The sequence below is a fragment of the Micromonospora sp. NPDC005299 genome (genome assembly GCF_042872345.1).
GTDB lineage: Bacteria > Actinomycetota > Actinomycetes > Mycobacteriales > Micromonosporaceae > Micromonospora.
In genome coordinates, this window is record NZ_JBIAKG010000005.1 from 358964 (window position 1) to 372651 (window position 13688).

A 13688-nucleotide genomic window follows, 5' to 3' on the forward strand; every position below is an offset into this window, starting at 1 on the left:
GAGGTCAGGTGGTGCCGGTCGAGGCGCGGACGGTGAAGCTCGTGGGAATGACGGTCGGTGTGTGCGGCAGCGGCGTGCCGGCGAGGTGGGCGATGAGGGTACGGGCGGCAGCCGCCCCCATCTCCCGCAACGGCTGGCGGACCGAGCTCAGCGGTGGGTGGGTGTGCCCGGCCAGCGGCAGGTCGTCGAAGCCGACCACCGCCACGTCCTCCGGGACGCGCCGGCCGGCGTCCCGCAGCGCCTGCAGCGCCCCGGCGGCCGAGAGGTCGTTGTGGGCGAAGACGGCGTCGAACGGCACGCCGTCGGCGAGCAGGCGTTCCACCGCGACCCGCCCGCACTCGAAGGTGAAGTCGCCCTCCACGACGAGGGCGGGGTCGATGGGCAGGCCCGCGTCGGCGTAGCCGTCCGCGAAGCCGGCGAGCCGTTCCCGCGTGCAGCCGAAGCGGCGCAGGCCGGTGACGACCAGCGGCCGCTTCCGACCGTGCGCCAGCAGGTGCGCCGCGGCCGCCCGCGCGCCGGACTCGTTGGTGGTCCGCACCGACGGGAAGCCGGGCTGGTGGCCGCGGTCGTCGATGAGGATGACCGGCAGGCCGCGCTCGTGCAGCTCGGTGATGTAGTCGAGGGTGCCCTCCGGCTCGACCACGAGCAGGCCGTCGAAGGACTTCGCGGAGACCTGGGAGGCGAACCGCCGCATCGACTCGTCGCCCTGGGTGCAGGTGAACAGCAGCATGCCGTAGCCCTCGGCCTCGACCACGTCGGCCGCGCCCTGGAGCACCTCGCCCATCCAGGGCCAGGTCAGGGCGGGCACCAGCATGCCGACCACCCGGGTACGCCCGCGGGCCAGGCCGACCGCGCGGGCGCTCGGCACGTACCCGAGGGCGTTGATGACGGCGCGGACCCGGTCGGCCGTGCGCACGTGCACCTCGCCCTTGCCGTTGAGCACCCGCGACACCGTCGTCTTGCTCACGCCGGCGCGGGTGGCGACGTCGGCGATGGTGATCGGCACGTGACGCTCCCGGGTCGGAGGGGTGAGGCGGATGTTTCGGAACCGGTTGCGGAAGCGGTTCCGTCGCAGTCAACCGAAGTGGCGGCGGTCACGTCAATAACGGGCGAGTAACGAAACATGGCTAAGTTCGAAACCTGAAAAAAGTGGCCCTGGACAGCGCGGGCGATCGAGGGTGTGAGCAGCGTCGATGCTCCGGACCGGGTGGCCGCGGCCGTGGCAGCGTGCGGCCTGCACGGTGGCAATCGACGGTCCCACCGGCTCAGGGCGGGCCGGTCAGGACGGGCGGCCGCGGGCGTAGACGTCACCCGAGTTGGCCTCGTGCGGCAGCGACCGCAGGTACGCCGCGACCTCGTCCGCCGGCCGCCAGCCGGGCAGGGCGAACGCCATCTCGTCGCCGAGCGCCACGGTGAACGAGGTGAACCCCAGCCCGGTGAGCCGGTCCAGGCAGCGCGCGGCCAGGTCGCGTTCGATGGTGGTGAACTCGAACGACAGCGCCGGCAGCGGCCGGCTCAGCCCGGCCAGTACGGCGTCCTCGAAGCCCTCCACGTCGATCTTCACGAACGCCGGCACGCCGTGCGCCGCCACCAGGGTGTCCAGCGTCGTGCCGGCCACCTCGATCTCGGCGTCCCAGACCTCGTGCGCCCAGCCGCCGGCCCCGTGCGCGGCCTGCAGGAACCCCGCCGACGCGGTGGAGATCGTCGGGTTCGCCGAGTTCACGTGCAGCCGCACCGGCCCGGTACGCGCCCCGCACGCCGCCTCCACCACGGTCACCCGGTCGTCGCCCGCGTACAGGGCGCGCAGGGCCCGGGTGCAGAGTGGTTGGGGCTCGACGGCCACCACGCGGGCGCCCAGTCGCCGGAAGCTGCCGAGCCGGTCGCCCACGTGCGCCCCGACGTCGAAGACCAGGTCGCCGGGGCGGACCAGGGGCGCGTAGAACGCGTCCATCGCCGCGTCGCGGGCCGGGTCGCCGTAGTACGCCTCCAGGGACCGGCGCAGGCCCGACATGGTGGGGTCTGCCTTGAGTGCCTCGATCACCCCGATATGACCGCCCACCATGCCGACGCTAGCCGCGCCGGCCCTGGTCATGAGCCTCTTTCGGATGAACCGCGGGTGCCCACCACCCAGCCTCCTAGGACGCTTTAGGGGACGTGGGTCCGGTCTCTGGCTGTCGCCGGCGGTGTGCGCAACGGCGAGCCAGCCGTTGTGGCGTTGCCGTTGCAACGATCTCCCGGCCTGGCCGGCGCCGAGCAGCGCCAGCCCAGGAAGCGTCCCTCTCCGCGGACAGGGGGCACACCACACACCGCGCCGCTCCGCGTGGATCGGGCCGTCCGGACCAGGCGTCCGGCTGGGGGAGCGGACGGACTGTTTCGCCCCGCACTTCGAGTCCGAATGCCGCCAGCCGGCTGGCGGACGGGTCCGACACCTTTCGCGACTGGTTGCCGCTGCAGGCCGGCTGCGAGGGTTTGCCGCGCGGACACCCGGCGTCTCAAGCGTCAGTGGAACGCCCCATGGTGCCTCAGCGCTCCGGTGACACCCGTGGCGTTCCACTCACCACCGTGCGGGTCGGCTTCAGCCGGGCGGCCGTGCCTGGCCGGAGGTCGCGCGTCGGCCGGCGGCCCGGGGCGGTGAGGGCGGGAAGGGACGGCGGCGCGTCGCTGGAGGTAGCAGCTCGGGGGCGGCCCTGGTCCGGCCCCGAGCATTCGCGCGGCACGGTCGGACGGACTCACGGCGTCTCGACGACCTCCTGGCCGAGGGGCCAGAGCGCCGCGGGGACGAGCTTGAAGTTGGCCACCCCGAACGGGATGCCGATGACCGTCACGCAGAGCGCGACGCCGGCGAGGATGTGCGACAGGGCCAGCCACCAACCCGCGAGCAGCACCCAGAGCACGTTCGCCAGGCCGGAGGCGACGCCGGCGCCGGGCTTCGGCACGAGGGTGCGGCCGAACGGCCACAGCGCGTACGAGGCGAGGCGGAGCGAGGCCACCCCGAACGGGATGGTGATCACCAGCGCGAAGCAGATCAGGGCCGCCACGCCGTAGCCCAGGGCCAGGACGAAACCGCCGCCGAAGACGAGCCACAACAGGTTCAGCAGAAACCGAAGCACGCTCCCATCGTGGCCGCACCCCGCAACACCACCGCCCACTCGTGTCGAACGGGAACTTTCCACGATCTCGCGCCTCCCGAGCGCCCGCGCATCCACCGACCCAGCTCTGCGGCGGCGAGCAAGCAGCGCGCGGCGATCGCCCGGGCCACCGGTACGACAATCCCTAGCCGCTGCCCAGCCGGTGGCGCAGCGCGAGGTGGAGCACCAGCCGCTGGTCGGGGTCGTCGAGGGCCGCGCCGAACAGCTCCCGCAACCGGCGCATCCGGTAGCGCACCGTCTGCGGGTGGGTGTGCAGGTCCTCGGCCACGGCGACGACCTGCCCCTGCCGGCGCAGCCAGCCGTGCAGGGTCTCGGCCAGGGCCCGCCGGGCGGCCGGCCGCAGGTCGCCCAGCGGTGCGAGGCAGGCGTCGGCGAGGTGGTCGGCCAGCCCCGGCTCCCAGCGCAGCAGCAGGGTGAGCAGGTGCTCGTCGCCGGTGACCGGGTCGTTCCGCAGCACCCCGTCGCGGCGCAACGCGAGGGCCCGCCCGGAGATCCGGTACGACAGCCGGGCCCGGGCCAGCGCCACGCTGGGGCCGAGCGCCGCCCGCCGGCCCGCGAGCGCCTGGCGGGCCCGGTCGAGCCGTCCCGGGATGGCCGGGTCGGGCAGCACGATCCGTACCACGTCGTCGATGACCGTGGCGATCGCGCCGCCGCCGATGGTGCGGCCCAGGTGGTCGGCGTCGTCGCCGTCGACGCTGAGCACGGCGACCGTCCGGGGCAGCGGCCAGCGGGCCGCGTCGGCGGCGGCGCGCAGCGCGGCCTCGGCCGGCGGTTCCGGCTGCACGAGCAGGGTGATCAGCCGCCGCCGGGTGGTGGCCCAGTCCTGCGCGGCGTCGCGCTGCTCGTCCAGGTATCCCTCGGCGGCGGCGCCGGCCAGCGCGTCGACGTAGCCGAAGAGCGCGCCGGCGACCACGTACAGGTCCGCCGGGGCGGGGCCGACGGGCGTGGTGTGCGCGACGAGGAAGGCCCAGATCTCCCGGCCGCCGAGGGTGAGCACGGCGCGCAGCGCGTCGACCCGGTGCCCCTCGCGGTACTCGGTGCGGCCCAGCGCGTGGAAGACCGCCCGGGTGGCGGCCAGGTCCCGGGCCGGGTCGGCGACCGCGTCGACGAAGGCGTCCACCGCGGTCCGCACGCCGAGGGCCAGGCCGCGACCCTGCCCGCCGGTCAGCGAGCGGCCCTGCGCCCGCATGGCGGTGCGGACGGTCTCCAGGATCCGCCCGTGCAGGGGGGCGCGCAGCCCGCGCAGCTGCTCGCCGACCGCCGGCGCGAGGTGCGCCAGGCCGCGCTCGATGTCGAGCAGCGTGTCCGCCATGGTCGGCTCCCTTTTGTCATCGCGGTGACAAACTCGGTGGCGGATCATGCGCGCCCCGACCAAGGATTTTGGCACCTGGCTACGTACGGTCGGTGCCGTGGATACCGATGTGATCGTGATCGGGGCCGGGCTGGCCGGCCTGGTCGCCGCCGCCGAGGCCGCCGACGCGGGCCGCCGCGTGCTGCTGCTGGACCAGGAGCCGGAGCAGAACCTCGGCGGGCAGGCGTGGTGGTCGTTCGGCGGGCTCTTCCTGGTCGACTCGCCGGAGCAGCGGCGGATGGGCATCCGGGACTCCGTCGAGCTGGCCTGGCAGGACTGGACCGGCAGCGCCGCCTTCGACCGCCCGGAGGACCACTGGCCGCGCCGGTGGGCCGAGGCGTACGTGCACTTCGCGGCCGGGGAGAAGCGCGCCTGGCTGCGGGGCCTGGGCCACCGGGTCTTCCCGGTGGTGAGCTGGGCCGAGCGGGGCGGCGGAGCGGCGCACGGGCACGGCAATTCGGTGCCCCGGTTCCACGTCACCTGGGGCACCGGCCCGGGCGTGGTCGAGCCGTTCGCCCGGCGGGTCCGCGCCGCCGCCGAGGAGGGCCGCATCCGGCTGCTGTTCCGGCACCGCGTCGACGAGCTGGTCACCAGCGGCGGCGCGGTCACCGGCGTGCGCGGCGCGGTGCTCGCCCCCGACGACGCCCCGCGCGGGCGGCCCACCTCCCGGACGGTGGTCGGCGACTTCGCGTACGCGGCGCAGGCGGTGATCATCACCTCGGGCGGGATCGGCGGCGACCACGACCTGGTCCGGCGGGCTTGGCCGGCGCGGCTCGGCACCCCACCGGAGCGGATGGTCACCGGGGTGCCCGCGTACGTCGACGGCCGGATGCTCGCCGTCACCGAGACGGCCGGCGGCCAGGTGATCAACCCTGACCGGATGTGGCACTACACCGAGGGGTTGCGCAACTGGGACCCGGTCTGGCCGGGGCACGGCATCCGCATCCTGCCCGGGCCGTCGTCGCTGTGGCTCGACGCGACGGGCGAGCGGCTGCCGGCGCCGCTGTTCCCCGGCTTCGACACTCTCGCCACGCTGCGCCACCTGCGGTCCACCGGCCACGACTACAGCTGGTTCGTGCTGACCCAGAAGATCCTGGAGAAGGAGTTCGCGCTCTCCGGCTCGGAGCAGAACCCCGACCTGACCAACCGCAGCGTGCGGCAGGTGCTCCAGCGGGTCCGCCCCGGCGCGCCCGGGCCGGTGGAGGCGTTCAAGGGGCACGGCGCGGACTTCGTCGTCGCCGACGACCTGCCGGAGCTGGTCGACGGGATGAACAAGCTGGCCGCCGAGACCGGCGGGCCGCAGCTCGACGCCGTGGCGGTGCGCCGCATCGTCGAGGCCCGGGACCGGGAGATCGCCCACCCGTTCGGCAAGGACGCCCAGCTGCACGCCATCCGGGGCGCCCGCCGCTACCGGGGCGACCGGCTGATCCGGGTCGCCACCCCGCACCGGCTGCTCGACCCGGCGGCCGGCCCGCTGATCGCCGTGCAGCTGCACGTGCTGACCCGCAAGACCCTCGGTGGCCTGCACACCGACCTGTCCGGCCGGGTGCTGCGCCCCGACGGCGAGCCCCTCGCCGGGGTGTACGCCGCCGGCGAGGTCGCCGGCTTCGGCGGCGGCGGCATGCACGGCTACAACGCTCTGGAGGGCACCTTCCTCGGTGGCTGCCTCTTCTCCGGCCGCATCGCCGGCCGGGCCGCCGCGGCGGCCGTGGAGTAGCGCGCACGGGCCGACCCGCCTCCGTCGACCGGGCGGGTGCGGACGACAGGCCGGCCGGGACCGCCGCGGGACGGCGGACCCGGCCGGTGCGCGATCAGGTCACCGGCACGGACCGCCGGCGTGCCGTCGGCAGGACCAGCGGCGTGCCCGTCTCCGGGTCCTCGATGATCCGGCAGGGCAGGCCGAACACCTCCTCGACCAGCTCGGTCGTGACGATCCGCCGCGGGTCCCCGGCGGCGACCACCCGCCCGTCGCGCATGGCCACAAGATGCGTGGCGTACCGGGCGGCCTGGTGCAGGTCGTGCAGTACCGCCACCAGGGTGCGGCCCTGCTCCTCGTGCAGCCGGGCGCAGAGGTCCAGCACCTCGACCTGGTGGGCGATGTCCAGGTAGGTGGTCGGCTCGTCGAGCAGCAGCAGCGGCGTCTGCTGGGCCAGCGCCATGGCGATCCAGACCCGCTGCCGCTGCCCGCCGGACAGCTCGTCGACCGGCCGGTCGGCCAGCTCCGCGACGCCGGTGTCGGCCATCGCCCGGTCGACCACCCGCTCGTCCTCGCGGGACCACTGCCGCAGGAGGCCCTGGTGCGGGTAGCGGCCCCGGGACACCAGCTCGGCCACCGTCAGCCCGTCCGGGGCCACCGCCGACTGCGGGAGCAGCCCGAGGGTACGGGCCACCTGGCGGGCCGGCCGACGGTGGATGTCGGCGCCGTCGAGCAGCACCGTGCCGCGGGCCGGGCGCAGCAGCCGGGCCAGCGCGCGCAGCAGCGTCGACTTGCCGCACGCGTTCGGCCCGATGATCACCGTGAAGGACCCGTCGGGGACGGCGACCGTGAGGTCCTCGGCGACGGTGCGCCGGTCGTAGCCGAGGGTCAGCGCCTCGCCGACCAGCCGGGGGGTGTCGGGCCGCATCAGGGTTCCCTTCTCGTCGGGGCCGGTCATCGCCGGCCCCCGCGTTCGCCGGCGAGCAGCCAGGCCAGGTAGCCGCCGCCGAGCACGCCGGTGACCACACCGACGGGCAGTTGCCGGCCGGCGACCGCGTGCTGGGCGAGCTGGTCGGCGGCGAGCAGCAGGGCCGCGCCGACGACCGCCGACGGCAGCAGGTTCGGCCCGGGCGCGCGGGTGAGCCGGCGGGCCAGGTGCGGCGCGGTCAGCGCCAGGAACGACACCGGCCCGGCGGCCGCCGCGGCGACCGAGACCAGCAGCACGGCCGAGCCGAGCGCGGCCACCCGGACCCGGCGCACCGGTACGCCGAGCCCGGCCGCCGAGTCGTCGCCCATCTCCAGCAGCCGCAGCGCGGGGGCACGGGCGAGCAGCACGGCGGGCAGCAGCACCGCCAGCGCCCCGAGCACCGGCAGGGCGTTCGCCCAGCCCCGCCCGTCCAGGCTGCCGGTGATCCAGAGGGCGGCGCGGGCGGCGTCCATCAGCGGGGCGCGGGTGAGCAGCCAGCCGTTGACGCCGGTGAGAATGGCGGTCACCCCGATGCCCACCAGCACCAGGCGGTGCCCGCCGACGCCGTGCCGGCCGGCCAGCGCGTACAGCAGCAGGCCGGTGGCCAGTCCGCCGGCGGCGGCGGCCCCGGCCAGCGCGGCGCTGCCGCCGCCGGCCACCACCACGACCAGCGCGCCGGTGGCCGCGCCGGAGGTGACCCCGAGCACGTCCGGGCTGCCCAGCGGGTTGCGGGTCAGGGACTGGAACACCGCGCCGGCCAGGCCGAGGGCGGCGCCGACCGCCAGGGCCGTGGCGAGCCGGGGCAGCCGCAGCTCGGTGACGATGAACCGGTCGGCGGGGCTGCCCCCGCCGGCCAGCACCCGCAGCACGTCGGCCGGGGCGATCGGATAGTCGCCGGCGCCGACGGCCAGCACGGCGAGGGCGAGGGCGAGCAGCGTGCCGGCCACGCCGACGACGAGGCCGCGGGGGCGCAGGCGCAGCGACAGCCCGCCGGGTAGGCGCAGCACGATCACAGCCGGCCCACCCGTCCGCGGCGGACCAGGTGCAGGAAGAGCGGCCCGCCGAGCACGGCGGTGACCAGGCCCACCTGGAGTTCGCCGGGACGTCCCAGCAGTCGGCCGGCCACGTCGGCGGTGAGCAGCAGCACCGGCGCGAACACCGCGCACCAGGGCAGCAGCCGGCGCGGGTCGGGCCCGGTGAGGGCGCGCACCAGGTGCGGGGCGAGCAGCCCCACGAAGACGATCGGCCCGCAGGCGGCGGTGGCCGCCCCGCAGAGCAGCGTGACGGCGACGATCACCGCGCCGCGGATCAGGCCGGGTCGGGCGCCGAGCGCCCGGGCGGAGTCGTCGCCGAGGGCCAGGGCGGCCAGCGGGCGGGTCACCAGCAGGGCGATGAGCAGCCCGGCCAGGACGAACGGCAGCAGGCTCGGCACGGTGTCGGTGCGCGCCCCGGCGAGGGAGCCGACGGTCCAGAACCGCATCCGCTCCAGCGAGGTGCTGTCGACCAGCATGACGGCGCTGACGTAGGAATAGAGGGCCGCGTTGAGCGCCGCCCCGGCCAGGGCCAGCCGGGCCGGGGTGGCCTGCCGGCCGCCGGCGATCGTGTGCACGGCCACGGTGACTGCGGCGGCGCCGAGCAACGCGTACCAGACCTGGTGGTCGAGGTCCGCGACGCCGAGCAGCACGGTGGCGGTGGCCACCGCGGCCGACGCGCCCGCGTTGATGCCGAGCAGGCCGGGGTCGGCGAGCGGGTTGCGGGTCAGCGTCTGCATGGCCGCCCCGGCGACGCCGAGCGCCGCGCCGGCGGCGAGGCCGAGCAGCGTACGGGGCAGCCGTCCCTGGTGCACCACGGCGTACTCGGGGGAGGCCGGGTCGGTGAGGCCGTGCCACACGTCGGCGAGTGCGAGCGGCTTCGCGCCGAGGGCGAGGCTGAGCACGGCCACCGCGGCGAGCAGCAGCACACCGAGCGCCAGCCCGCCGGCCCGGAGCCGGCGGCGGCCGGGCGCCGGGGCGGCGGCGGCGCCGCTTCGGGGTGGGGTGATGACGGACAGCGTGGGCTCCGGGGGCAGGAAGGGCCTTGACGGGAACGTGGGTTAGGTTAGCCTAACCTCGCTATCCATGGTCATTCGCAGACCCCGTATCGAAAGACTTCGCCATGCCCGACATCGTGTCCAGCCGCCGGCTCTCCCGCCGCGGCCTCCTCGCCGCCGCCGGTGCCGCCGGCCTCGGCGCCCTCCTCGCCGGCTGCGGCAAGGACGGCGGCGACGCCGCCACCGGCGCCGCTCCGACCGGCGGCCCCTGGTCGTTCACCGACGACCGGCAGCAGAAGGTCGACGCCGCCGCCCGACCGTCCCGGATCGTCGCCTTCACCGGGGTGGCCGCCGCCCTGGTCGACTTCGGACTCGACAAGCAGATCGTCGGCGTGTTCGGCGAGACCAGGAAGGCGGATGGCAGCAAGGAGCCGCAGGCCGGCGACCTCGACGTCGAGCAGGTCGAGATCCTCGGCAACGCCTGGGGCGAGTTCAACCTGGAGAAGTACGCCGGGCTCCGGCCCGACCTGCTGGTCACCCACATGTACGACCCGGGCGCGCTCTGGTACGTCCCGGACGAGAGCAAGGCGAAGATCCTCCCGCTGGCCCCGAGCGTCGCGATCACCACCGCCCGCGTGCCGATGACCCGGCCGATCGAGCGGTACGCCGAACTCGCCGGCTCCCTCGGCGCCGACCTGAACGCGAAGAAGGTCACCGACGCGAAGGCCCGGTTCACCGCCGCCGCCGACGCGGTGCGCCAGGCGGTCAAGGCGAACCCGGGCATCACGGTGATGGCCGCCTCCGGCAGCCCCGACCTGTTCTACGTCTCCAACCCGAAGATCAGCACCGACCTGATGTACTTCGTCGAACTCGGCGTCGACCTGGTGGTGCCGACCAAGCTCGAACAGGGCGACTACTTCGAGGCGCTGAGCTGGGAGAACACCGGCAAGTTCCCGGCCGATCTGATCCTGCTCGACAACCGCCCCACCGCCCTGCAGCCGAAGGACCTCGCCGCCAAGCCCACCTGGGCGCAGCTGCCCGCGGTCAAGGCCAACCAGGTCACCCCGTGGGACGCGGTGCCCCGCTTCTCGTACGCCGGCGCGGCCCCGCTGCTGGAGAACCTGGCCACCGCCATCCGGGGCGCCAGGAAGGTCACCGCGTGACCACCGCCGTCGCCCTGCGGTACCGGTTCTACGCCGCCCGGGTGGTCGCCACCCGGGCGGTGGGCGACTGCCTGGTCCGGGTCATCTTCGGCGGCGACGACCTCGGCGAGTTCGCCGGCGGTGGCCGGGACCAGAGCGTCTCGGTCTTCCTGCCGCACCCCGGCCAGGACGCCCCGGTCGTCCCGGTCGAGGCGGGGGAGGACTGGTACGCGGCCTGGCGGGCCCTGGATCCGGGGGTGCGGGCCGTGATGCGCTCCTACACGATCCGCGCGCAGCGCCCCGAGCTCGGCGAGCTGGACATCGACTTCGTCCGGCACGGCGACACCGGCCCGGCCACCCGCTGGGCCGGCCGGGCCCGCCCGGGTGACCGGGTGCTGCTGCTCGGCCCGGCCCTGCCCGACGAGCGGACCGTGCGCTTCCAGCCGCCCACCGGCGCCGACGCCGTGCTGCTGGTCGCCGACGAGACCGCGCTGCCCGCCGTCGGCGGGATCCTCGACTGGCTGCCCGCCGGCACCCCGGTCCGGGCCTTCGTCGAGGTCCCCACGGCCGGCGACATCCGGGCGCTGCCCTGCGCCGCCCGCGCCGAGGTGACCTGGCTGGTCCGGGGCGCCACCACACCGGGCAGCAGCCTGCTGGCCGACACGCTGCGCGGCGCCCGGCTGCCCGGCGCCGCCCCGTACGCGTGGATCGCCGGCGAGGCCGGCATGGTCCGGGCGGTCCGCCGGCACCTGGTCGGCGAGCGCGGCCTGGACCGCCGCCGGGTCACCTTCGCCGGCTACTGGCGGCGCGGCGCGTCGGAGGAGGACCTCCGGGCCGAGGCCGCGAGCGCCTGACCGGCGCAGCCGGGACTACCGGAGCACGGCCGGGGTGGAGGGGAACGTGATCGCGCCCGGGCCGTACCGCCGGTGGCGCCCGGACCGCCCGGACGCGCCGTGACCGCCGTGGTGGAGCGGCGACCGGGGTCCCGCGATCACCCAAACGACCGTTAAGCTCTGGGGGTGGGAACCGACGAGCTGTACCCGACCGAGCGGCTGGCCGCCGCCCAGCGCGCCACCGCCGCCGCGGGCCTGGACGCGCTGCTGCTCACGCCCGGCTCCGACCTGCGCTACCTGACCGGCTACGACGCGCACGAGGGGGAGCGCCTCACCTGCCTGGTGCTCCCCGCCGAGGGCGAGCCCACCCTGATCGTGCCGGTGCTGGAACGCCCCGGCGCCGAGGCCGCACCCGGCGCCGGCTACCGGATCGTCGACCACGCCGACGGCACCGACCCCTGGCCGCTGGTGCGGGCCGCGCTGCCCGGCCCGGTCGCCGCCGTCGGGCTGGCCGACCGGATGTGGGCCGAGCAGGTGCTCGCCCTGCGCGCCACGCTGCCCGACGCGGCCCAGCGGCTCGCCTCCGAGGTGCTGCGCGAGCTGCGGATCCGCAAGTCGCCCGCCGAGGTGGCCGCGCTGACTGAGGCGGGCGCCGCGATCGACGCGGTGCACCGGCGGATGGGGGAGTGGCTGCGCCCCGGCCGGACCGAGGCCGAGGTGGCCGCCGACATCGCCGCCGCCATCGTGGCCGCCGGGCACGTCCGCGTCGACTTCGTCATCGTGGCCGCCGGCCCGAACGGCGCCAGCCCGCACCACCACACCGCCGACCGGCCGATCCAGGCCGGCGAGCCGGTGGTGGTCGACATCGGCGGCACCATGCCGTCCGGCTACCGCTCCGACTGCACCCGCACCTACGTCGCCGGCGGCCCCGCCCCGGCCGAGTTCACCGACTACTACGCGGTTCTGCACGAGGCGCAGCGCGCCGCCGTGGCGGCCGTCCGCCCGGGGATGACCGCCGAGGCGCTCGACGCGGTCGCCCGGGACCTCATCACCGCCGGCGGTCACGGCGACGCGTTCCTGCACCGCACCGGACACGGCATCGGCCTCGACACCCACGAGGAGCCGTACGTCGTGGCCGGCAACCCCCGGCCGATCGAGGCGGGCATGGCGTTCTCGGTCGAACCCGGGATCTACCTCGCCGGGCGGCACGGCGCCCGGATCGAGGACATCGTCGTCTGCACGACGGACGGCGGGCAGCGGCTCAACACCACCCCCACGGAGCTCATCGCGCTATGACTGTCGACCGGATCCTCCCCACCGACGAGGCCCACGACCTGCTGGACCTCGCCACCGAACTCGCCGACCGGGAGCTCGCCCCCAGGGCCGCCGACTTCGAGGAGCGCGCCGAGTTCCCCCGTGAGGTGCTGCGCACCCTGGGCCGGGCCGGCCTGCTCGGCCTGCCGTACGCCGAGGAGCACGGCGGCGCCGCCCAGCCGTACGAGGTCTACCTCCAGGTGCTGGAGATCCTCGCCAGCCGCTGGCTCGCGGTCGCCGAGGCGGTCAGCGTGCACACCCTGTCCTGCTACCCCCTCGCCCAGTTCGGCACCGACGCGCAGCGCAAGCTGCTGCCCGACATGATCGGCGGCGAGCTGCTGGGGGCGTACTGCCTCTCGGAGCCGCAGGGCGGCTCCGACGCCGCGGCGCTCACCACGAGGGCCGTCCGCGACGGCGACGACTACGTGGTCTCCGGCACCAAGGCGTGGATCACCCACGCCCGGGTCGCCGACTTCTACGACATCTTCTGCCGCACCGGCGGCCCCGGCCCGAAGGGCGTCTCCTGCCTGCTGGCCGACCGGAACACCCCGGGCATCCACCCGCAGGCCGCCGAGCGGACCATGGGCCTGCACGCCTCCCCGGTCGCCCAGATCGCCTTCGACGAGGCCCGGGTGCCGGCCGAGCGGCTCATCGGCGGCGAGGGGGCGGGCTTCACCATCGCCATGTCGGCGCTGGACTCCGGGCGGCTCGGCATCGCCGCCTGCGCGGTCGGCCTGGCCCAGGCGGCCCTGGACTACGCCATCGTCTACGCCCGGGAGCGCCAGCAGTTCGGCCGGCCGATCATCGACTTCCAGGGGCTCGGCTTCACCCTGGCCGACCACGCCACCCAGATCTCCGCCGCCCGCGCCCTGACGCTGGCCGCCGCCCGGCTGCGCGACGCCGGCCGGCCGTACTCGATCGAGGCGGCGAAGGCGAAGCTGTTCGCCACCGACATGGCGATGCGGGTGACCACCGACGCGGTGCAGGTGCTCGGCGGCGCCGGCTACGTCGCCGACCACCCGGTCGAGCGGTACATGCGCGAGGCGAAGGTGCTGCAGATCGTCGAGGGCACCAACCAGATCCAGCGGCTGGTCATCTCCCGGGCCCTGGCGAAGGGCTGATCGACGCGGTGCGCGACACCCGGCCCGCACAGCGTCACGGCGGCGGGCCGGGTGCGGCGTGGGAGCGCTTTTCCAGGTAGGTTGCA

12 protein-coding genes are annotated in these 13688 nt (G+C 75.6%); 5 read left to right on the forward strand and 7 right to left on the reverse strand.

Features of this window, described 5'->3' with window-relative positions; genetic code table 11:
* Positions 1-4: 4 nt before the first annotated feature.
* From ACFYPD_RS17485 to ACFYPD_RS17500, 4 genes are all read right to left on the reverse strand, one after another.
* On the reverse strand, positions 5-1006 hold the full coding sequence (locus ACFYPD_RS17485; protein ID WP_387114017.1) for a LacI family DNA-binding transcriptional regulator: 1002 nt from the start codon (positions 1004-1006) through the stop codon (positions 5-7).
* A 273-nt stretch (positions 1007-1279) separates the two neighbouring features.
* Positions 1280-2092 (reverse strand): FkbM family methyltransferase, encoded by an 813-nt coding sequence (locus ACFYPD_RS17490; RefSeq protein ID WP_387114019.1) that lies wholly within the window; start codon positions 2090-2092, stop codon positions 1280-1282.
* 637 nt (positions 2093-2729) lie between these two features.
* Positions 2730-3110 carry a YccF domain-containing protein gene (locus ACFYPD_RS17495; protein WP_387114021.1) on the reverse strand — a complete coding sequence of 127 codons (381 nt, stop codon included), beginning with the start codon at positions 3108-3110 and terminating at the stop codon, positions 2730-2732.
* A 163-nt stretch (positions 3111-3273) separates the two neighbouring features.
* Positions 3274-4461 carry a PucR family transcriptional regulator gene (locus tag ACFYPD_RS17500; RefSeq protein WP_387114023.1) on the reverse strand — a complete coding sequence of 396 codons (1188 nt, stop codon included), beginning with the start codon at positions 4459-4461 and terminating at the stop codon, positions 3274-3276.
* A gap of 97 nt (positions 4462-4558) precedes the next feature.
* Here ACFYPD_RS17500 and ACFYPD_RS17505 point away from each other — a divergent pair, with 97 nt between their 5' ends.
* Positions 4559-6217: an FAD-binding dehydrogenase gene (locus ACFYPD_RS17505; RefSeq protein ID WP_387114025.1), complete on the forward strand. Its 1659-nt coding sequence runs from the start codon at positions 4559-4561 to the stop codon at positions 6215-6217.
* A gap of 94 nt (positions 6218-6311) precedes the next feature.
* Here ACFYPD_RS17505 and ACFYPD_RS17510 read toward each other — a convergent pair whose 3' ends face one another.
* Genes ACFYPD_RS17510 through ACFYPD_RS17520 form a run of 3 tightly spaced genes read right to left on the reverse strand, consistent with a single transcriptional unit; the run spans position 6312 to position 9231 of the window.
* A complete protein-coding gene (locus ACFYPD_RS17510; RefSeq protein ID WP_387114398.1) occupies positions 6312-7124 on the reverse strand; it encodes an ABC transporter ATP-binding protein in 813 nt (270 codons plus the stop codon).
* Positions 7125-7150: 26 nt separating this feature from the next.
* A complete protein-coding gene (locus ACFYPD_RS17515; RefSeq protein ID WP_387114027.1) occupies positions 7151-8176 on the reverse strand; it encodes a FecCD family ABC transporter permease in 1026 nt (341 codons plus the stop codon).
* On the reverse strand, positions 8173-9231 hold the full coding sequence (locus tag ACFYPD_RS17520; protein WP_387114401.1) for a FecCD family ABC transporter permease: 1059 nt from the start codon (positions 9229-9231) through the stop codon (positions 8173-8175). The genes ACFYPD_RS17515 and ACFYPD_RS17520 overlap by 4 nt, the downstream gene beginning before the upstream one ends.
* Before the next feature lie 86 nt (positions 9232-9317).
* On the opposite strand from ACFYPD_RS17520, the gene ACFYPD_RS17525 reads away from it, so the two are divergent.
* The 4 genes from ACFYPD_RS17525 to ACFYPD_RS17540 all read left to right on the forward strand — a co-directional run bounded on the left by ACFYPD_RS17525 (position 9318) and on the right by ACFYPD_RS17540 (position 13602).
* Positions 9318-10355, forward strand: a complete 1038-nt coding sequence (locus ACFYPD_RS17525) for an ABC transporter substrate-binding protein (RefSeq protein ID WP_387114029.1) — start codon at positions 9318-9320, stop codon at positions 10353-10355.
* Positions 10352-11188, forward strand: a complete 837-nt coding sequence (locus ACFYPD_RS17530) for a siderophore-interacting protein (RefSeq protein ID WP_387114031.1) — start codon at positions 10352-10354, stop codon at positions 11186-11188. Before ACFYPD_RS17525 ends, ACFYPD_RS17530 begins: the two co-directional genes overlap by 4 nt.
* A 159-nt stretch (positions 11189-11347) precedes the next feature.
* The gene (locus ACFYPD_RS17535; protein WP_387114404.1) at positions 11348-12463 is read left to right on the forward strand and encodes a M24 family metallopeptidase; all 1116 of its coding nucleotides are present in this window, start codon (positions 11348-11350) and stop codon (positions 12461-12463) included.
* On the forward strand, positions 12460-13602 hold the full coding sequence (locus ACFYPD_RS17540) for an acyl-CoA dehydrogenase family protein (RefSeq protein ID WP_387114033.1): 1143 nt from the start codon (positions 12460-12462) through the stop codon (positions 13600-13602). The genes ACFYPD_RS17535 and ACFYPD_RS17540 overlap by 4 nt, the downstream gene beginning before the upstream one ends.
* The last annotated feature ends 86 nt before the right edge of the window (positions 13603-13688 follow it).

Excerpts from the sequence above, each read along its gene's own strand:
- ACFYPD_RS17540 (WP_387114033.1), top strand. The coding sequence starts at position 12,460 with ATGACTGTCGACCGGATCCTCCCCACCGACGAGGCCCACGACCTGCTG.
- ACFYPD_RS17525 (WP_387114029.1), top strand. The coding sequence starts at position 9,318 with ATGCCCGACATCGTGTCCAGCCGCCGGCTCTCCCGCCGCGGCCTCCTC.
- ACFYPD_RS17490 (WP_387114019.1), bottom strand. The coding sequence starts at position 2,092 with ATGACCAGGGCCGGCGCGGCTAGCGTCGGCATGGTGGGCGGTCATATC.
- ACFYPD_RS17500 (WP_387114023.1), bottom strand. The coding sequence starts at position 4,461 with ATGGCGGACACGCTGCTCGACATCGAGCGCGGCCTGGCGCACCTCGCG.
- ACFYPD_RS17510 (WP_387114398.1), bottom strand. The coding sequence starts at position 7,124 with ATGCGGCCCGACACCCCCCGGCTGGTCGGCGAGGCGCTGACCCTCGGC.